At 33.9% G+C, this 20,622-nt stretch carries 21 protein-coding genes; 8 read left to right on the forward strand and 13 right to left on the reverse strand.

Annotated elements, in window-relative coordinates:
- Nucleotide 1 precedes the first annotated feature (1 nt).
- The 10 genes from HQN85_RS06095 to ispE all read right to left on the reverse strand — a co-directional run bounded on the left by HQN85_RS06095 (nt 2) and on the right by ispE (nt 8,722).
- Nucleotides 2-922 (reverse strand): efflux RND transporter periplasmic adaptor subunit, encoded by a 921-nt coding sequence (locus tag HQN85_RS06095; protein WP_173270022.1) that lies wholly within the window; start codon nt 920-922, stop codon nt 2-4.
- On the reverse strand, nt 922-2,130 hold the full coding sequence (locus tag HQN85_RS06100; RefSeq protein WP_173270025.1) for a TolC family protein: 1,209 nt from the start codon (nt 2,128-2,130) through the stop codon (nt 922-924). Before HQN85_RS06100 ends, HQN85_RS06095 begins: the two co-directional genes overlap by 1 nt.
- A gap of 128 nt (nt 2,131-2,258) precedes the next feature.
- Nucleotides 2,259-3,053: a phosphatase PAP2 family protein gene (locus tag HQN85_RS06105; RefSeq protein WP_173270028.1), complete on the reverse strand. Its 795-nt coding sequence runs from the start codon at nt 3,051-3,053 to the stop codon at nt 2,259-2,261.
- A gap of 10 nt (nt 3,054-3,063) precedes the next feature.
- Nucleotides 3,064-3,471 (reverse strand): hypothetical protein, encoded by a 408-nt coding sequence (locus HQN85_RS06110; RefSeq protein WP_173270031.1) that lies wholly within the window; start codon nt 3,469-3,471, stop codon nt 3,064-3,066.
- A 64-nt stretch (nt 3,472-3,535) separates the two neighbouring features.
- On the reverse strand, nt 3,536-4,783 hold the full coding sequence (locus HQN85_RS06115) for a sensor histidine kinase (protein ID WP_173270034.1): 1,248 nt from the start codon (nt 4,781-4,783) through the stop codon (nt 3,536-3,538).
- A complete protein-coding gene (locus HQN85_RS06120) occupies nt 4,780-5,457 on the reverse strand; it encodes a response regulator transcription factor (RefSeq protein WP_173270036.1) in 678 nt (225 codons plus the stop codon). The genes HQN85_RS06115 and HQN85_RS06120 overlap by 4 nt, the downstream gene beginning before the upstream one ends.
- A 57-nt stretch (nt 5,458-5,514) precedes the next feature.
- Nucleotides 5,515-6,120, reverse strand: a complete 606-nt coding sequence (locus tag HQN85_RS06125) for an HD domain-containing protein (RefSeq protein WP_173270039.1) — start codon at nt 6,118-6,120, stop codon at nt 5,515-5,517.
- Between the two features lie 121 nt (nt 6,121-6,241).
- On the reverse strand, nt 6,242-7,405 hold the full coding sequence (locus HQN85_RS06130) for an O-succinylhomoserine sulfhydrylase (RefSeq protein WP_216847229.1): 1,164 nt from the start codon (nt 7,403-7,405) through the stop codon (nt 6,242-6,244).
- Nucleotides 7,406-7,476: 71 nt separating this feature from the next.
- Nucleotides 7,477-7,893 (reverse strand): OsmC family protein, encoded by a 417-nt coding sequence (locus HQN85_RS06135; RefSeq protein WP_173270042.1) that lies wholly within the window; start codon nt 7,891-7,893, stop codon nt 7,477-7,479.
- A gap of 7 nt (nt 7,894-7,900) precedes the next feature.
- On the reverse strand, nt 7,901-8,722 hold the full coding sequence (gene ispE / locus HQN85_RS06140) for a 4-(cytidine 5'-diphospho)-2-C-methyl-D-erythritol kinase (RefSeq protein ID WP_317170023.1): 822 nt from the start codon (nt 8,720-8,722) through the stop codon (nt 7,901-7,903).
- A gap of 192 nt (nt 8,723-8,914) precedes the next feature.
- Between ispE and HQN85_RS06145 the strand changes: the two genes are divergently transcribed.
- From HQN85_RS06145 to HQN85_RS06180, 8 genes are all read left to right on the forward strand, one after another.
- Complete coding sequence (locus tag HQN85_RS06145) at nt 8,915-9,709, forward strand: thymidylate synthase (RefSeq protein WP_173270045.1); 795 nt, start codon at nt 8,915-8,917, stop codon at nt 9,707-9,709.
- A gap of 94 nt (nt 9,710-9,803) precedes the next feature.
- Nucleotides 9,804-10,178 (forward strand): four helix bundle protein, encoded by a 375-nt coding sequence (locus HQN85_RS06150; RefSeq protein WP_173270048.1) that lies wholly within the window; start codon nt 9,804-9,806, stop codon nt 10,176-10,178.
- Between the two features lie 52 nt (nt 10,179-10,230).
- Entirely contained in the window at nt 10,231-10,719 is a 489-nt protein-coding gene (locus HQN85_RS06155; RefSeq protein WP_173270051.1) for a dihydrofolate reductase, read from the forward strand.
- Between the two features lie 111 nt (nt 10,720-10,830).
- The gene (gene secDF, locus HQN85_RS06160) at nt 10,831-13,788 is read left to right on the forward strand and encodes a protein translocase subunit SecDF (protein ID WP_173270054.1); all 2,958 of its coding nucleotides are present in this window, start codon (nt 10,831-10,833) and stop codon (nt 13,786-13,788) included.
- A gap of 277 nt (nt 13,789-14,065) precedes the next feature.
- Nucleotides 14,066-15,397, forward strand: coding sequence for an NAD(P)/FAD-dependent oxidoreductase (locus tag HQN85_RS06165; protein ID WP_173270057.1), 1,332 nt, complete (start codon nt 14,066-14,068; stop codon nt 15,395-15,397).
- 102 nt (nt 15,398-15,499) lie between these two features.
- Entirely contained in the window at nt 15,500-16,363 is an 864-nt protein-coding gene (locus tag HQN85_RS06170) for a hydroxymethylglutaryl-CoA lyase (protein WP_173270060.1), read from the forward strand.
- 36 nt (nt 16,364-16,399) lie between these two features.
- Nucleotides 16,400-16,576: a KOW motif-containing protein gene (locus HQN85_RS06175; RefSeq protein ID WP_173270062.1), complete on the forward strand. Its 177-nt coding sequence runs from the start codon at nt 16,400-16,402 to the stop codon at nt 16,574-16,576.
- A 141-nt stretch (nt 16,577-16,717) separates the two neighbouring features.
- Complete coding sequence (locus tag HQN85_RS06180) at nt 16,718-18,154, forward strand: aminopeptidase P N-terminal domain-containing protein (protein WP_173270065.1); 1,437 nt, start codon at nt 16,718-16,720, stop codon at nt 18,152-18,154.
- A gap of 273 nt (nt 18,155-18,427) precedes the next feature.
- Here HQN85_RS06180 and HQN85_RS06185 read toward each other — a convergent pair whose 3' ends face one another.
- The 3 genes from HQN85_RS06185 to fbaA all read right to left on the reverse strand — a co-directional run bounded on the left by HQN85_RS06185 (nt 18,428) and on the right by fbaA (nt 20,525).
- On the reverse strand, nt 18,428-18,853 hold the full coding sequence (locus tag HQN85_RS06185) for a GNAT family N-acetyltransferase (RefSeq protein ID WP_173270068.1): 426 nt from the start codon (nt 18,851-18,853) through the stop codon (nt 18,428-18,430).
- Nucleotides 18,819-19,325, reverse strand: coding sequence for a low affinity iron permease family protein (locus HQN85_RS06190; protein ID WP_173270072.1), 507 nt, complete (start codon nt 19,323-19,325; stop codon nt 18,819-18,821). The genes HQN85_RS06185 and HQN85_RS06190 overlap by 35 nt, the downstream gene beginning before the upstream one ends.
- A gap of 120 nt (nt 19,326-19,445) precedes the next feature.
- Nucleotides 19,446-20,525 (reverse strand): class II fructose-bisphosphate aldolase, encoded by a 1,080-nt coding sequence (gene fbaA, locus HQN85_RS06195; protein WP_173270075.1) that lies wholly within the window; start codon nt 20,523-20,525, stop codon nt 19,446-19,448.
- Between the last annotated feature and the right edge of the window lie 97 nt (nt 20,526-20,622).

Below are 20,622 nucleotides of genomic sequence, written 5' to 3' on the forward strand. Positions count from 1 at the left end.
CTTATTTCAAAATTTTAACCTTTGCAGTATCTGCAATGCCATAGTTACCACTGGTTATAATTCTATCTTTTTTATCGAATTTTGGCGAAACTACTTCTATCACACTATTGTTTTCGATCCCTTTTTTAACGTTAACTTTTACTGCTGTAGAATCGTTTATCATTTTCATTACCCAAAACTCATCTTCTGTTTCATTAGCTAATACTGCAGATTTTGGTAATACTTGAGCATTAGGGCGATTAAGTTTTGTGAGTTTAACTTTTGCAATTAAACCTTCGGGTATCAAATGACCAGCGTTTACTTTAATGATATAGCGTTGAGTTTGCGCTAAAGAATCGACTGCTGGCATTGTTCCAGAAAGAACGCCTGCAATTTTCTGTCCATCGGGTAATTCAATTTGTAAGTTTCTGTTGCTGTTAATTAATTGTGTGTATTCATAAGGAAGATCTAAGAGAAAAACCAAACTATTTCTGTTGCTGATGGTTGCCATCGCTTCTCCATCTTGCACATAATCTCCTTTTTGGTGATTTGCCTGAATAATTAAACCAGACTGGGCAGCACGAATTGTAGAAACACCAGAAAACTTCAACTCGGGGTCTAATTTATTTACACTATTTCCAATTGCTTTTGCTTCTTTAGTAATTAAGCTAAAAAGAACCTGTTTACTGCTGACTTGTTTGCCAGTTTGTGCATTTGCGGTTAATACATACCCATTGATATTTGCCTTTACAAAGCTTTTTTCTAAATAGGCAGAAACGGCGGTAACTTCAATTGATTCGGTTAAAGAACTATCGGCTACATTGGTTACCTGAACAGGTGTAATTGGATCTATTTCTTGTTCGGTTTCGGTATCAGCTGATTGCTTACAAGAAGCAAAAGCTATTAAAATGAATACACTTAAAATTTTAATATACCTTTCCATTATCTATTCCAGTAATTAAATTGATTGATTAATTTCATGCGATTAATATTAGTTTGTCTGAGTAAGTTTTGTGCCGACATATAATTGTTAATGGCAATAATATAATCTGCTACTTTAACATCTCCCGTATGCAGTAGTTTACTATTCACGTCTATTAATCCTTTTGCAAATCTAATTTGCTCGTTAATTTGCGCAAATAATTGGTCCATATTGCTAATCTGTTTAGAAAGCATATACAGTTGTTGTTTTTGCTGGCGGATAAAAAAATCTTTATAATAACTTGATGTAAGGGTAGAAAAACCTAATTTATCGTACTGCATTTTCTTTTGGTGACCATCGTAAATTGGAATTGAAAGCGTAAAACCTACACTTGCGCCAAAGTTTTTATAGGGTTGCAGTATAAAAGATGAATTATAACCAGTGTTAGCATATACGCCTAGTTTTGGTTTATAGTTTAAATCGATTGCTTCTTTTTGGTTAATGTATTTGAGGCTATCTATATCAAATCTTTTAGTAAAAAAACCTGTTTCGGTTGGTAAGATTGGGTTGCCCAATTGTGGTTCTTCTAAAGCAATTACAGTTGTATCTGTAACACCTGATAAATAATTAAGCGTTGCATAATCACTTTGATATTGTAACTCTGCTTGCTTTAAAGTTAATTGCTGTTGCTGCAAAGTCACTAAAAAAGTAAGATATTCTGATTGTTTATAAAAATTATTTCTGGTGAGCTCTTTCAATAAAGTTTCTTCCTTTTTTAATAGCTTAAAAACATCCAAATTAAACTTAACATCTTGCTGACTTGCATATACTGTAATATATTGGTCTATTATTGATTTATTTAAATCGAAAGTAGATAGCGCTCCTGCATAGGTGATAGAATCACTTTGTAGCTTTATACCTTGTAATTGATTGTTGATTTTTTTCTTGTTTAGCAAATCATAATTAACATTTAACAATGCTTCTAAAGACTGTCCGTTAGTAAGCGCTTCGTCATAACCATACCCTTTAATTATAGGCGCATACATTCCAGCCGAACTTGCAGTAACTTGTGGTTTTGCAGCTGCTATAATTAGCATACTGTCTATTTTAAGCGATTGTTTTTGGTTTTTATAGTCTTTTAAAAGTGGACTATATTTAGTGGCTTCTTGAACAAAATAATTAATATTACGAGAAGTCTTTTGTGCCTTTATTACTATAGGCAAAAGCATTGTAATGCAGCAAGTGATTAGAAAATTCTTATAAATTGTCATTCAATTACGCATTTACACGAGTAGCAAATAAATATCTCATCAATCTACAAAGTAGCAATCAAATATGTAGTAAATCTGTAGTTACATTAAAAGGTATAACTAGCCATTAATCCATTAGCCCCATCTTGTCTATAAGGCATTACCGATAAATTTGTAACATCTTTTTTGGTAAAAATTCTTTTGATGTGAGGATAAATTAAATAAGAAAGTTTAGTAGAAGCAATTCCAAACCCTGCTCCTGCTACCACATCGCTAAACCAATGTTTATTGTTATACATTCTTAGGGTACCAGTTGCTGTAGCCACAAAATATCCGGCGTAGCCAATCCATGGCGATTTATATTTAAACTCTTGATATAGAAATTCTGCAGCTGCAAAAGCTGATGCAGTATGCCCTGATGGAAAAGAATTGTTGCCAGAGTTATCTGGTCTTTCTCTATGCACTCCGCGTTTAACAAAGTGAGTAGAAACTCCCATTATCGCTGCCGAAGTCACATATAACATTGAGGCATCAAACAAATTGTGTCTTCCTTTTACGCCAGCAAAATTTAACCCCCAAACTGCAACTGCAGGCGCAAACTGTGCATAGTCATCAACATGAACTGCAAATAACGGATGATCTTCTTGGAGTTCAGCTTTTGTACTCACATCCAATTCTTTTAATGCTCCTTTATTATACACTGCGGCAAAACCATAACCTATCAAAATAGCTGGAGCAATAAAATGAACAGCTTTAAATCTTTCTGGCTTAATTTCTTCGGTAATATTTTTAATGGCTATCGGATTTAGCCTTACATTCGACGTCGTATCCTGCTGTTGCGCAAAACAAGTAGTTGCTATCAAAGTTAATAGCAAGCTACTTATTACATTTTTTAAACCCATTTAAATGCTCTTATTTTTTAACTGAATTTCCTTTTGCATCAAATAAAAGATCTTTACCTTTTACTTCTGCCTCATACACAATGCTACCATCTGCTTTAGTTATTTTAGCAGCTTCTGTAACTTTCATGCCTTTTAATTTCATTTTAACTGCATCAGGAAATTCAGAAACTTTAATTTCAACTTCTGTTTCAGTTAATACACCTGCAGCAGTATACACTTCAGAAGTTTCTTTTCCATTTAAAGTGAATTCTGCTTCATAATTGACTTCTTCTTTTGACCAATTAACTTTTGTTGAAGCATGGGCTTTTGCAAACGCAGTTTTTACTGCCGCTGGTACTTTACTAGCATTTAATTTTTGCGCATAACTTGCTGATGCAAGAAAGCCTAGCATCACCATTACAATTAGTATTTTTTTCATGATTTATAGATTTTTACCTAAAAGTAGTTTTCAATTCTATAGTAATTCTGTAGCTATCTACAGCTTAGAAATGAACGGTAAAAAAATGCTTCTCGTTTTGATAGGTATACGCGATTGTGAAGCCGTATAATGCGCAAATTTGTTTTGATATGGCTAAACCTAACCCTAAACCTTCTGAAGGAGCAGATTTAGAAAATCTATCAAAAAGTTGCCCCTCTAAACCTGCATCTCTACCTGTATTAATTAATTGCAGCGAATCCTTTTGTAATCGCACTTCAATCAATCCGCCTTTATGATTGTGCCGAACTGCATTGCTAAACAAATTATTCATCAGTATATCTACTAAATATTTGCTCATTCTTAATTGACAACTTTCTAATTGATGAATCAATTGAAGTCCATCCTTTTCAAAAAGTTCTTGAAACTGCCTAATTTTGCTTTCAAGGAGTTCTTTCATATCAATGTCCTGCAAATCAGGTATTAAATTATTTTCTATTTTAGCCAACAATAACAATGATTGATTGAGCCTTGACAAACGCCCAACTGCTTGATAAATATCTTCTAATAATGCTCCTTGTGATTTTGTAAATGGTTCTGTTTGCAACAGAGAATCTAATTTAGAATTGATCACAGCTAGAGGTGTCATCATTTCATGCGATGCATTATCTGTAAAACTCTTCAATTCTTTATAATCTTGTTGCACGCTGGCTGCCATAGCAATTGCAGAGTCATTCAATTCATTAAATTCATCAATTTTAGTTGGCACTCTATTAATTTTGCCCATTCTTGATACTTGATAGGCTTTCATTTGATTTAAGAGTGTATAAAAAGGTTTCCATAAGCTGTTTAACACAAAACGATTAATTAATATCAAGCTGATGAGTAAAAAACAGGTTATACCAAGGGTGATGAATAAAATTATGCGTACTAAATCTTCTGATTCTACTCTAGATTTTGTGATTGTAACTACATATTTTTTATCATTTAATGCGATAGTAGTGATTAAGCTTCTTCCAGGCTCTATTTCTTGTTCTTTCGCATTGTAATATGTGGTATAACTAAATTCTCGAGCTTGGTTAATCTCTTTAACTTCTTTATAATGAACTTGCTGATCGATATAACTTGCTGGTAATGGTAATTTTTGATAGGTTTTTACATATTGGTTAATTTCATTCTCTTCAACTGCTAAATCTTTATCCAGTTTATCTGTTAATATAAAATGTATCACTACATAATAAATAACACCTGTAATAATCAAAGCAATTAATGAGGTGAAAATATTTACTTGGTTATATCTACTAGATAATTTCATGATGTACCAAATTTATAACCTATACCATACACAGAGTGAAGATAATCCTTTGCACCAGCTTCCATTAATTTTTTCCTAAGATTTTTAATATGTGTATAAATAAAATCGAAATCATTGGCAATATCCATTTCATCTCCCCATAAATGTTCGGCCATTGCATTTTTGGTTACAACTTTACCTTTGTTGGATAGAAAATAAACCAACAAATCAAATTCCTTTCTGGTTAAAGTAATAGTTTGTTCATTAACACTCGTTTGCATGGCAAATACATCAACATTAATTTCATTAAACACAATAACATTATGCCCATCGTAATTTTTACGCCGAACAATTGCGCTTACTCTTGCCTTTAATTCGGATAAATGAAAGGGTTTAACTAGATAATCATCAGCCCCTAAATCAAGTCCTGCTAATTTATCATCTAAAGAATGTCTGGCAGAAATAATTAGCACACCGTCTTTTTTCTTTAGTTTTTTAAGTTCCTCCAATAAGTTTAAACCTTCGCCATCAGGCAATCCTAAATCTAAAAGAATACAATCGTAATTATAAAGTGCTATTTTTTCAGAAGCCATTAAGTAATTGGATGCATATTCACATATATTACCTTCTTCTGTAAAGTAAGTTAATATGCTCTCCAAAACCGCCTGTTCGTCTTCTATAATTAAAATCTTCATGCTTTATAAAGTAAGAAAATTAATATGTAAACACCCAATACAGCAAAAAATACTTCTTTATAGTTGAAGATTTTGCACCAACTTTTTGATGTTTTCTTCCTTTTTAAGTTGAAGAGTAGCTTGCGCATAAGGTGTAAAATAATGATGAAAGCTAAGCATTTCCCAATTTATGTTATCCCATTGCTTTTGAGTGTAAGTTAAACCTATTGTTTCTTCCCATTCTCTTTTTAATGCATCTGCAAAATCAGGATATCGATCTGAAGAAAAATGATAAAAATCAGCATCACAAACTACCATTTCCATTAAATTTTCGGGCTTTTGCGGGTATCTTGTTGCCAAAATACAAGATCTAATATCCGCTATCTTTTCATTTACGATACCTAAACCAGCTAAAAATTGTGTTGCAATCTCTATACTAACCAATTCATGATCTTTATAAACTTCTGTATAACCAGTATCGTGAAACCAAGCGGCTAGAATTACATTTTCCATTTCTTGTGGGGTTAAACCAGATTGAAAACCAATTTCTTTTACGGCATTAACCACATAATTGGTATGAAGTATATTGTGAAAATAAAGTTTTGGACTTAATTTTTCTTTTAAAAATTGTGTTACGTATTGACTTACTTTTTCTACTAAATCATTAAAATCCATATTCGTCATCTCAGCACAAGATTAAAAGTTAAATCTGTAGAGATTTTGAAGTAGGACAAAAGATACCTCCATAAAAAAGAGCAAAATTACTTTTGCTCTTTATAATTGTTAACTGAAAACTATTAACTGTTTATTTTAGTGCTCCTTCAATATCAGCTATAATATCGTTAATATGTTCTAAACCGATAGATAAACGTATCGAACCTTGTTCAATACCCACTTCTAAACGTTGTTCTTCGGTCAATTTGCTATGTGTACTGGTAGCTGGATGTGTTGCGATTGAACGTGTATCGGCCAAATTCGCTGAGATAGAGAACATTTTCAGCCCATCCATAAATTTACGAGCGCCATCAATACCTCCGTTTACAACAATAGTTACAATACCTCCACCCTGTGACATTTGTTTTTTAGCAATTTCATACTGAGGGTGAGATTTTAAGAATGGATATTTTACCAACTTAATTTTCGGGTGCTTTTCTAAATATTCTGCCACTTTTAAGGCATTTTCGCAATGACGATCCATACGAACCGCTAAAGTTTCTAAGCTTTTTGATAATATCCAAGCATTAAAAGGAGATAATGATGGTCCGCTGTGACGAGCAAAGTTCATTACTTCTGTAATTAAATCTTTCCTTCCCAAAATGATGCCACCTAACACACGACCTTGTCCGTCGATGTACTTGGTTGCTGAATGTATAGAAATATCTGCACCCAATTTTATAGGCTGTTGCAAATAAGGTGTTGCAAAACAGTTATCCACTACAAAAAGTACATTATGTTTTTTACATAACTGAGCAATAAATGCTAAATCAATTAAATCAATTCCCGGGTTTGAAGGCGTTTCTACAAAAACAATTTTAGTATTGGGCTTAATTAACGCTTCCCAATCCTGTGGTTTATCTAAATCTGCATAATCGAAAGTAACACCCCATTTAGAAAACACATTGGTTAACAATTGATGTGTTGAACCAAAAACCGAGCGACTTGAAACGATATGATCGCCACTTTTTAGAAATGCACCAAATGTTGTGAAAATAGCAGCCATACCCGTTGCCGTGGCAAATCCATCTTCTGCCCCTTCTAGCAAACACATTTTCTCAATAAATTCTGATGTGTTTGGATTAGAATAGCGACTATAAACGTTACCCTCTTTCTCATTTGCGAATAACGCACGCATTTCTTCTGCATCATCAAACTTATAACTTGAGGTTAGATAGATTGGCGCAGAATGTTCTTTGTGGCTACTTCTTTCTGTCTGGGTACGGATAGCGATGGTTTCAAAATTTTCGGACATAATATGGTTCATTAGTTCATTACTATAATCGGTTCAATAGTAATGCGTTTTGCGTAAAACAATTTATTAATCTATTTATGAATTGTATAAGTAAAATTTATTGTTGCAGAGCGGCCTAAGATATTTGATACAGAACAATACTTATCAAAGGTCATTTGTAAAGCACGTTCAACTTTGGCTACACTCAATTCACCAAATAAATCGAAATGAATGTTAATGACATCAAAAATCGGTGGCATTTCTTCATCTTTTCTTGTAGCCTTAATGCTAATTTTAACATCATCTAATGGCTCCTTTTGTTTGGTTAGCACATTTACCATGTCGATGCCGCTGCACCCACCTAAACCAACAAGTAAAGTCTCCATTGGTCTAAATCCCTTTCCTTCACCTCCAATAGCAGGTTTCGCATCTAGCTCTACTGTAAATCCGGCTTCATTACTAGCTTCAAAGTTAAATTTCCCGCTTTTGCGGATTAGATTTATTTCCATTGGTGAATTATAAGTTATAAAAAACCTGATTTTCTTTTTCTAAATCAGCAAGTAGAACTGGTTTTTCAAATATGGCAAAAACAGATGAACCACTGCCACTCATGAGTGCAAATGTAGCACCTGCAGCATAAAGCTTTGTTTTTATTTCGTCAATTTGCGGAAATTTTGCAAAAACAGAGGTTTCAAAATCATTTTCAATTTTACCCTTCCATTCATTTAAAGGCAAATTTATCAATTCTTTAAGAGAAACCTTTGGCTGCTTCACCTTTACATTTTGATAAGCTTCGGCAGTAGATACATGCACATTTGGCTTTACCAATACAATAGAGTAAGTCGATAAATCCAGTGTCACATCTTCAAATTCATCCCCTTTGGCAAATGCATATACTGGTTTATTCTCGATGAAAAAAGCACAATCAGCTCCTAAATTTCTAGCATAATCTTGCATTTTCTCAACCGGCAAATTCAACTTAAACTTCTCATTCACCAATTTAATTAAGAAAGCTGCATCTGCCGAACCTCCGCCTAAACCTGCTCCTACTGGAATATTCTTTAATAAAACAATCTGCTGATTTGGTAAATTAAAATCCTTTTGAAGCTGTACAAACGCTTTTAGGCAAATATTATCAGCTGCATTGCCAGGAATATTAATACCTTTTATTATACAGTTCGTTTCATTTGCATCTATGAGCTCTACCACATCATATAGCTTAACAGGATAAAAAACGGTTTCGAGATTATGATAACCATCTTCACGTTTTTCTGTTAAGAAGAGACCTAAATTTAGTTTAGCATTGGCAAGAGAAAGCATTTTAATAAATTTTGTCATCCTGAGCCTGTCGAAGGATTAGATTGACGAGTTACGATTGGATCATATTTAAGGAAGCAAACCTCATTGCAAACATACAAAATGTAAATTATCTACAAATAGTTAGCAAATTTCACAATGTGGAAAAAACGTAAAATGTATAGACATTAAAATTTTTAGTTTTGTGATAGGATTTTTCTTCCTTAAAATAAGATGAAACAATATTTAGATTTAATGCAACATGTGCTAGATCATGGCACACAAAAACACGACCGCACGGGAACAGGAACAATTAGCGTTTTTGGTTATCAGATGCGTTTTAATTTGCAGGATGGTTTCCCAATGGTAACCACTAAAAAATTGCACTTAAAGTCTATTATACACGAGTTAATTTGGTTTTTAAGTGGCGATACCAATATCAAATACTTAAAAGACAATGGTGTAAAAATTTGGGATGAATGGGCTGATGAAAATGGGAATTTAGGTCCGGTTTATGGTTCACAATGGCGTAGTTGGCCAAAACCAGATGGAGAAAAAATTGATCAGATTTCTCAAATCATTCATACCATAAAAAACAATCCTGATTCGAGAAGAATAATCGTTTCTGCATGGAACGTTGCTGAAATTGAAAATATGGCCCTACCACCTTGTCATGCTTTTTTTCAGTTTTACGTAGCCGATGGCAAATTAAGTTGCCAATTATACCAACGTAGTGCAGATATTTTTTTAGGCGTACCATTTAACATTGCTTCTTATGCATTACTAACCATGATGGTTGCACAAGTTTGCGGTTTACAATATGGCGATTTCATTCACACACTTGGTGATGCACATTTATACAATAACCATATTGAGCAAGCCAAATTGCAATTGAGTAGAGATACAAAGCCTTTGCCTCAAATGCACATTAATCCAGCAGTAAAAAACATCTTCGATTTTAAATTTGAAGATTTTACTTTGGAAAACTACGATCCACATCCACATATTAAAGGAGCGGTAGCGGTATAGTTAGTTCATTAGTTTCATTAGTTCATTAGGCGTGACCTAATTAAATATAATGACACAGTTTATATCATCCCTAAGAAGATTTAAACAAAAAACGATGAGCTACAATAGAATTGAAGATTTAGAAGTTTACATGCTCGCAGAAGCATTTTCCAATGAGATTTGGGATATTATAGTTAAATGGGATTATTTTGCTAAAGACACAGTTGGAAAACAGGTTTGCAGATCTGCAGATTCAATAAGTGCAAATATAGCTGAAGGATATGGTCGTTTTCACTTTAAAGAAAATAAAAACTTTTGCTATTACAGTAGAGGATCAATCTTAGAAACAAAATCGTTTTTAAGAAAAATGCAACATAGAGGTTTGATTACAAATGAAGGATATGAGAATTTATTTAATAAATTAGAAATTATCCACATCAAACTAAATGCTTATATAAAGTTTATTGGAAGAAAGTCAACAACAGATTGAACCCATGAACAAGTGAACTAATGAACAAGTGAACCAATGAACCAATGAACCAATGAACAAAATATCCATAGTTGTAGCCATTTCAGAAAATAATGCTATTGGAAAAGACAACCAATTGTTATGGCATTTACCTGCAGATTTAAAACATTTTAAAGAAATTACAACTGGTGGCACTATCATTATGGGGCGCAAAACATACGATTCTATTGGTAAGCCCTTACCTAATAGAAGAAATATTGTAATTACCCGAAAAACTGATTTAGAAATCCCTGGTGTTGAAGTAGTCAATAGTTTACAAGAAGCATTATCACTTTGTACACAAGAAAATGAAGTATATATTATTGGTGGTGCCGAGATTTATAAACATGCCCTTACACTCACCAATAGAATCTATTTAACAACAGTACATCAAAGTTATGAGGCTGATGCGTTTTTTCCAGAATTACCACAAAATGAATGGCAAGAAATCAATCAAGAATATCACAAAGCTGACGAAAAAAATAGCGTAGCTTACACTTTTTCAACATTAGAACGCAAATAGCGAAATTTCCTTAATAAAATTTCAATAAGATAACTATTATTTAAAAAAATAATTAGATTTGCCGACTTGTTTAAAAACAGCATACTATAGAAAAAAATAATTTACAAACAAATGCAAGGTAAAGGTTTTATTAAATTTATGGCAATACTATTAGGTATTGTCTGTCTGTATTCTCTCTCATTTAATCTAGTTACTTATAACGTAGAAAAAGACGCCAAAGCGTATGCTAAAGGCGATGTGGCGAAAGAAAAAGCGTATCTGGATTCAATGGCTACCGTGCCTGTTTATCCTGGTTTAGGGTTAACCTATCAACAAGTAAAAGGTAAAGAGATTAACCTTGGTCTTGACTTAAAAGGGGGAATGAACGTTACAATGGAGATTTCGTTGGCTGAGCTGACTAAATCTTTAGCGGGCAATCCTACAGATGCTAACTTTAATCAGGCATTACAAAATGCACAAACTCAAATGAACAATGGTGGAAAAGATTTCATCACTGCGTTTGTTAATGAATATGAAAAACTTGCACCAAACGGAAAGTTAGCAGATTTCTTTGCTAACCAAGATAATGCTAATCAGTTAAAAGCTAATGCAAGTAACGACGATGTTAAACAATTTTTATCTAAAGAAGGTAATAGTGCAATAGATCGCTCATTTACTATTTTACGTAGTCGTATTGATGGATTTGGTGTTGTTGCTCCTAACATGCAAAAACAAGAAGGTTCTAACAGAATCTTTATTGAAATGCCAGGTGTACAAGACAAAGAGCGTGTTCGTAAATTATTACAAGGTTCTGCTGAATTACAATTTTGGCAAGTTTATCAAAACGAAGAAGTTGTTAATATATTAGAGAACATTAACAAAACACTTGCACTAACTGTAAAAGATACGGTAGCTGTAACTACTACTAAACCTGCAGATACAGCATCTAAAGGCAGTAAATTAGCAAACTTAACTAAAGGTACACCAAAGGATACTTCAGCAACTGCTAAAAAAGCAGAAGCTAGCAAAATTAATCCATTATTCTCTATATTAAGTATTCCTACTTACGTTGCAGAAAATAATCAACAAGCATTACGCCCAGGACCAGTTGTAGGTTGGACTTTGCAAAAAGATACTGCTAAAGTAAAAGCATATTTTGCTAGACCAGAAATTAAGTCATTAATTCCAGGCACCATGAAATTCATGTGGAGCTTGAAACCAATGGAAGGCAGCAAAGTATTTGAATTGTATGCGATCAAAGTTTCTTCTTTAGATGGAAGACCTGATTTAGGTGGCGATGCGATTTCTAACGCAATGCAAGGATACGATCAGAAAAACAGACCAGAAGTAACCATGTACATGAACAGCGATGGTGCTGCAAAATGGAAAAAAATTACTGCTGATGCCTCTGCTGATCCGAACAATAAAAAAGCGATTGCCATTGTTTTAGATAATACAGTTTATTCTGCACCAACTGTACAGAATGAAATTCCTAATGGTGTATCTTCTATTTCTGGTAGCTTTACTTTAGAAGACACAAAAGATTTAGCAAACATTTTAAAAGCTGGTAAATTGCCTGCTCCTGCTAAAATCGTTTCAGATTTCGTTGTAGGTCCTTCATTAGGTCAGCAAGCAATTGATAGTGGTTTATCATCATTTGTAATTGCGTTCATTGTAATTCTAGCGTTTATGGCGTTATATTACAATAAAGCTGGATGGGTTGCCAACCTTGCCCTACTAATCAACTTATTCTTTATTATGGGAGTACTTGCTGCATTTGGCGCTGTACTTACCCTGCCTGGTATTGCTGGTATCGTATTAACTATTGGTTTATCTGTAGATGCAAACATTCTAATCTTCGAGCGTGTTCGAGAGGAACTTGCTCAAGGCAAAAACACAGCAGTTGCAATTAAAGAAGGTTTTAAACATGCAATGTCTTCAATTATTGACTCGAACGTAACGTTATTTATTTTAGGTATTATCCTATTTATATTCGGTACAGGTCCGGTTCAAGGTTTTGCTACTACATTATGTGTGGGTATTGTAACTTCATTATTTGCTGCAGTTTTAATCTCTCGTGTTATTTTTGAAGGTTTATTAAGCAAAAAAGCAAATATCTCTTTCGATAATAGTGTAACTAGAAATGCATTTAAAAATATTGCCTTCAACTTCGTTGGACATAGAAAGTTATATTATGTAATTTCTTCTGTTATTATTCTTGCAGGTATTGGTTTCTATGTGAAAAATGATGGACTGCATTTAGGTGTCGATTTCAAAGGTGGAAGAACCTACATGGTGAAATTCGACAAACAGATGAACACTGAAGAGGTCTCTAAAAAATTAGTAAAAGAATTTGAAGGAGAAGAGGCACTTGTTAAAACAGCTGGAACTGATAACTCTTTAAAAATTACTACACCTTACCACATTAACGATCAAGATCAAAATGCTGATAAAGTTGTGGAAAGCGCATTGAGAAAAGGCTTAGATGGATTAGGTTCGAAATACAGCATTGAAAGTTCTCAAAAAGTAACACCAACAATTGCAAGTGACATTATTTACGGAGCATATGGAGCAATCTTATTCTCGTGTATTGTAATGTTTATTTACATCTTAGTTCGTTTTAGAAAATGGCAATATGGTTTAGGTGCGGTTATCGCATTATTCCATGATGTGTTATTGGTAATTTCATTCTATACTATTTTAGATGGTGTATTGCCTTTCCCATTAGAAATTGGACAAGATTTTATTGCAGCTATTTTAACTGTAATGGGTTATACCATGACAGAAACTGTAGTTGTATTTGACCGTATTCGTGAGAAATTAAACGAAACTGGTAAAACTGATGTATATGGTGAAGAGCGTAATACATTAATCAACTTCGCATTAAATAGCACATTAAGTCGTACGATTTTAACTTCATTAACCGTATTCTTTGTGTTAATGGTAATCTTCGTATTTGGTGGAGATAGTATCCGCGGATTTATATTTGCCTTATTAATTGGTCGTATTATCGGTACTTATTCATCACTTTGTATCTCTACACCAATCGTAATTGATTTATCTAAAAACGAAAAGAAAGCAGTTAAATAGTTTTCAATTCCAATTAAATATAAGGGCATTCATAAACTGAATGCCCTTTTTTTGTACCCAGTGAAAGTCATGCTCAGCTTGACTGGGCATCGTAATACGCTATAAATGCTCTTATAACCTCGCATTACGATTCCCGTTTTCACGGGAATGACGAAAACAGCGTTTAACCAATTGCTTTAATAGGGCGAGGTTATTTCTTAAACAGGTTTAACAGGTATTGCCTCAATAACTTTCTATATTTGTCAAACTAATTGATAGTTTCATTAGTTGTTCTATTATGGAAAACGGAAAACAAAAAATAGTTATCGTTGGTGGAGGTTTTGGCGGAATTGAGTTAGCCAAAAAGCTTCGAAATAAAAATATTGATGTAATCATTCTTGATAAACACAATTACCATACGTTTCAACCCCTATTATATCAAGTTGCAAGTGGAGGTCTAGAGGCCGATTCTATTGCATTTCCTATTCGCAAAATATTTAAAGGACAAAAAAATCTCACATTTAGAGTTACCGAAGTAGAAAAGGTAATTCCAGAAGAGAATAAGTTATTAACTACAATAGGAGAAATTCATTACGATCATTTAGTCATTGCAACCGGATCAACCAGCAACTTTTTTGGGCAGTCAGAAATTGAAGAAAATGCCATGCCAATGAAATCTATTCCAGAAGCATTGAATTTACGAAGCCTTATTCTACAAAATCTAGAAGCATCGCTCATTACAACAGATCCTCAAACTAAAGCAGAGCTCTTAAACTTCGTTGTGGTTGGTGGTGGACCAACGGGTGTTGAAACTGCTGGGGCTTTAGCTGAGTTAAAAAAGCATGTACTCAAAAATGATTACTCGGAAATAGACATTGACAATGTAAATATTTACTTAATTGAAGGATCGCCCGAATTATTGGGGCCTATGTCGCCACAAGCCCAAAAAAAATCTCAGGAATTTTTAGAAGAAATGGGCGTAAACGTAATGACAAATGCTAGAGTAAAATCATACAACGGGAAATCAATTGAACTTTTAGATGGTTTAGTCATCCCTTCGGCTACGGTAATTTGGAGCGCAGGAGTTAAAGGTGTAGTGCTAGATGGTTTAAATCCCGAATGTACAGTAAGGGGAAATCGATTAAAAGTTGATAAAATTAACAAAGTAGAATGTTATCAGAACATTTATGCTATTGGCGATGTTGCCGCAATGATTACCGATGAAACTCCAAATGGACATCCTGGTGTTGCTCCTGCAGCTATTCAGCAAGGTAATTTATTAGCGAAAAATTTAATCAATATCATTCAGGGTAAACCGACTGAAAATTTCAAGTACTTCGATAAAGGCTCTATGGCAACAGTTGGTAGAAACAGAGCCGTTGTAGATATCGGCAAAATCCACTTCCAAGGAATATTTGCTTGGTTTACATGGATGTTTGTGCACTTAATGACGTTAGTTGGTTTTAGAAATAAGCTAATTGTTTTTGTAAATTGGGTTTGGAGTTATTTCAGTTACGACAGAGGCACCCGTTTAATTATTAGACCATTTTTGAGAGGCGATAAATGGAAAGCAATTAATAACCCAAATAGTCAGAAAGTCGAGAAGACCGAAAGTTCAATTGTTAATTAGTCAGCAGCTCATTTGTTTAAGAATAAAAATGAACAAGTAAACCAATGATACTAATGAACAAGTGAACTAATGAACTGATAAACCAATGATACTAATGAACAAATGAACCAAAAAATCAAACTCATAGAATGTCCTCGTGATGCCATGCAGGGCTTACACGATTTTATTCCAACAGCCTTAAAAGCCCAATACCTCAATCTTTTGTTGCAAGTTGGTTTTGATACCATTGACTTTGGTAGTTTTGTTTCGCCTAAAGCTATTCCACAATTAAGAGATACGACTGAAGTTTTAGCACAATTAGATTTAAGTAATACGACCTCTAAACTACTTGCTATTGTAGCTAATGTAAGAGGTGTAGAAACTGCTGTACAACATCAAGAAATTACTTACCTCGGATTTCCTTTTTCTATTTCAGAAACCTTTCAACAACGGAATACAAATTCTAGCATTGCCCAATCATTAAACACAGTTGAAGAAATGCTTAATCTTTGCGATAAACATCAAAAGACTGCTGTGGTTTATTTATCGATGGGTTTTGGTAATCCTTATGGGGATGAATGGAATGTGGAAATTATCGAAAAATGGGCAGAAGAATTAGTAAACAGAGGTGTGCGCATATTGTCATTAGCCGATACAACAGGAGTTTCCACACCCGAAAAGATTGAAACCATTTTACCATCCTTAATAAAAAAGTTCAGTCAAACCGAAATTGGTATTCATTTACACAGCACTCCTTTTACCAGATTAGAAAAAATTGAAGCTGCTTATAAAGCAGGCTGCACTCGTTTTGATAGTGCTTTAAAAGGTTTTGGTGGTTGTCCAATGGCAGCAGATGACTTAACCGGAAACATGGCTACTGAAGATCTCATTTCTTTCTTACAAAACAAAGGAGAAAATTTAGGCTTGAATATGGAAAAATGGCAAGAAGCAATCGTACTTTCATCTAAAGTTTTCTTAGGGAATTAATAAGTATTTCGTCTTTGAACTCTAAATTAATTTATAATGGATAAAAAAGTTAGTGATGGCTCTTCATGTAATGTTATAGCAGGAACACATAAAGGTAAATCGGGCATAATTAAGGATATCAATACCAGTAAAACTGGGCATATAACGATCACTGTTGTACAAGAAAATGGTGTTAGATTTAAAACATTAGCAAAAAATGTAGCTGTAATTTAGTCTTTTAGTGTGTTATCTCGTCATTTATTTAGTGTGGATATAAAATTGGCTATTGTAAAATGTTTTATACTAATAAGTTAAAGCAGTTGTATTTATATATATTTAAATCAACAAAATCGACCAACAAACACCAGATAAATTATGATAAGAAAACTACTTACAGTTCTATTTTTAGCGCTTGTAATGCAAACCAGTTTTGCTCAAGACTTTGAACCTACCGATTACTTCAGTAAAGATTTTCATGCACAACGCAGAGAAGCTTTACGTAAAATTATGCCAGATAGTTCAGTGATGGTGGTATTCGCATACCCTACTCGTACTTTCTCCAATGATGTAGATTATCTCTATCATCAAAATCCAGACCTTTATTATTTTTCTGGATACAAAGAGCCTGATGCAGTTTTATTTATTTTCAAAGAGTCGCAAAAAGACGATAAAGGCAATGCGTACAAAGAATTATTTTTTGTACAGAAAAGAAGTCCGCAGCAAGAAAGCTGGACTGGCCGGCGTTTAGGTGTGGAGGGTGTGAAGGAAAAACTAGGTATCCCAATGGTATTTAATGGAAATGACTTTAAGGATTACGCTATCAATCTAGCTAAGTTCAAGAACATCATTTATAGCATGCCACCATCAATGGCTCCTTCAAAAACGGAGTCTCCCCTTCTTGCTGGATTAGTGAATTCTTTTGTTAAAAAAGCCAATATCTCTTTGGACAATCTATCAGATGTTTCTACAGCCAGAAGACTTTATAATAAATTAACTGGTCAGTTAAGAGAAATTAAAACTCCAGAAGAATTAGTAATGCTTCGTAAAGCCGTAGAAATTTCTTGCCATGCCCACAGTGAAGTGATGAAAGCTGCAAACACCAATATGAGTGAACTTGAAATACAAGGCATACAGGAATTTGTACATAAAAAATATGGTGCAGAAGAAGTAGGTTACGGCTCAATTGTAGGTGCTGGAGAAAATGGTTGTATTTTACACTACGAAACCAATACAAAAACAAAAGTTGGAAATTCTTTAGTTTTAATGGATGTAGGTGCAGAATATCATGGATATAGTGCAGATGTTACGCGTACCATACCAGCAAATGGTAAGTTTACGGAAAGTGAAAAACAGATTTATCAAATTGTGTATGATGCCCAAGAAGCCGCTTTTAAAACTTTAAAAGATGGTTCTACGTTCTCTGCTGCAAGTAATGCAGCAAATGAAGTGATCTCTGAAGGCTTGTTAAAACTTGGTATCATTAAAGACAAAAAAGATTATAGAAAATATTACACCCATGGCCTTAGTCACCATATCGGATTAGATGTGCATGATAGAAGTAGTTCAGGTACACTTTTAGCTAACATGGTAATTACTATTGAGCCAGGTATTTATATTCCTGCTAACAGTGACTGTGATAAAAAATGGTGGAGCATTGGTGTTCGTATTGAAGATGATGTACTGATTACCAAAGATGGTTATGAAAACCTTTCCATCTTTGCACCAAGAAGTATAGCAGATATTGAAAAGAAAATGGCTGGCAAAAGTGCTTTTAATGACCTTGTGCTACCGAGTTTAAAATCGGGTAAATAATTAATTAGAGAATAATTTTAGAAGCAAAACAAACTAAGAAGCTGTTTAAATTTTGTCAGAATTATGTTATAGCGGGTCGTCATTTCGACCTTGTGGAGAAATCTTTGGAAATAACAAAGATTTCTCCGCTCGCTACGCTACGGTCGAAATGACGATAAGCACTTGGGTCGTCTGCGACGACCCTCAAGTAATTTTTCCAACAGAATTTTAAACAGTTTATAAAAAAAGCCATTCAATTATGAATGGCTTTTTTTATGATACAATTTTTTATGCTTAAGCCTTCTTTACCATTTTAAAATGCTGAATACCTGCTTCTTCAAATTGATCGCCTTCGGCTACAAAACCAAATTTAGCATATAAACTCATTGCATCTAATTGTGCATTTAAATAGATATAATGGGCATCTGAAGGTAAATCAGCTAATGCCGTTGCAATTAACGCTCTCCCTACTCCTTGTCCTCTAAATTCTTTTAATACTGCAAAACGCTCCAACTTATAACCTGCATCTGTTTTACGCCAGCGACAAGCACCGCAAGGCTGATGGTCTGATAAAGCTAAAAAATGATTAGAAACATCTTCATTTTCCCATTCCAATTCTGGCGGACAATTTTGCTCATCCACAAAAACGATTTTACGAATGGCAAAAACTTTTTCTAAATCCTCTTTAGTTAGTGCTTTTTGTACGAGAAGTGAGTCCATCTTTTTTAGTTTTTTTATAGTGTTTAATATTCTTCGATTTCTCCGAATTTAACTCTTCAGCTGCATCAATAGAATGAGAACAATGAATATCTGTCTCTTTTTTAGCCAAATTTGCCAATTTTACATAATATTTATGGAGTTGATCTAATTCTTCCTCTGTCAAATCCTCAATATCAACCATTCTATTACTAGTATGTTCTTGAGCTGCAATTAACTCATTTAATTTTAGTTGAATGGCTTTTCCGTCTTTATTTTGTGCTTTCTGAATTAAAAATACCATTAAAAAGGTAATAATAGTTGTTCCGGTATTAATTACCAACTGCCAAGTTTCAGAATAATCAAATAGTGGCCCGGTAACTGCCCATATAATAACAATAGCAGCTGCACCAAGAAACGCTGGCGAACTTCCTGTAAATTTAGTGGCCGCATTTGCAAACCTTTCAAATAAGCTATTTCCTTTTTTCTTTTTCATAAGCTATAAACTTCAATAGTAAAGCAATACAAGTTAAAATAAAAAAGCGTAACAAGTTATTTTTCCTGTTACGCTTCCCTTTCTTAAAAACAATAAGTTTTAAGAAATGTTTGCAATCGTTTACAATTTATCGTTAGCATTGATGCAATTTAAATCTTCAAAAGCGCCTGTTAAACGTTTCACAAATTCTTCTTCACCTTTACGTAACCAAACACGTGGATCATAATATTTCTTATTTGGCTTATCGTCGCCATCTGGATTACCAATTTGACCTTGCAAAAATGCTTCGTTCTTTTTATAGTAATCTAAGATACCTTGCCAAAATGCCCATTGCATATCTGTATCAATGTTCATTTTAATGGCGCCATAAGAAATCGCTTCTCTAATTTCTTCTTGAGATGAACCAGAACCACCGTGGAAAACAAAATTAATTGGTTTATCTGCAGTTAAGTTATATTTTTCTTTGATGTAATCTTGAGAGTTTTTAAGAATGATTGGCTGTAATTTAACGTTACCTGGCTTATAAACACCATGTACATTACCAAAAGCCGCAGCAATGGTAAAGCGATCACTTACCTTACTCAATTCATCGTAAGCATAAGCAACTTCACTTGGCTGTGTGTATAATTTAGAGCTATCTACATCGCTATTGTCAACACCATCTTCCTCTCCACCAGTTACACCCAATTCAATTTCAATGGTCATACCCATTTTGTTCATGCGTTTAAAATATTCCACACAAACTTCCATGTTTTCTTCAATTGGCTCTTCAGAAAGATCCAACATGTGCGATGAAAATAAAGGTTTACCAGTTTCGGCAAAGAATTTTTCGCCATGCGTTAAAAGGCCATCAATCCAAGGCAATAATTTTTTAGCAGCATGGTCTGTATGTAAAATTACAGCAACACCATAATGCTCTGCTAATAAATGCACATGTTTAGCTGCAGAAACCGCACCCAATACACAAGCATTTAAATTATCGTTGTTTAATGTTTTGCCAGCATAAAACTGTGCACCACCATTAGAAAGCTGAATCATTACTGGCGAGTTTACCGCTTTTGCAGTTTCCATCACCGCATTAATAGTATTTGTACCAGTTACATTTACCGCTGGCAATGCAAATTGATGTTTTTTAGCCTGCTCAAATAATTCCTGAACGGCTGCTCCGTAAATTACGCCTTTATAGCCTTTTAAACTCATTTCTATTAAATTTTTATATTTCGAAGTTATAAAAAAAATCAATAAGAAGAGCCTTTAACTCATTAAAATTTACAATATCAAGCTAAGTGTATAAGTT

It is taken from the genome of Pedobacter boryungensis (assembly GCF_013204825.1).
Lineage (GTDB): Bacteria > Bacteroidota > Bacteroidia > Sphingobacteriales > Sphingobacteriaceae > Pedobacter > Pedobacter boryungensis.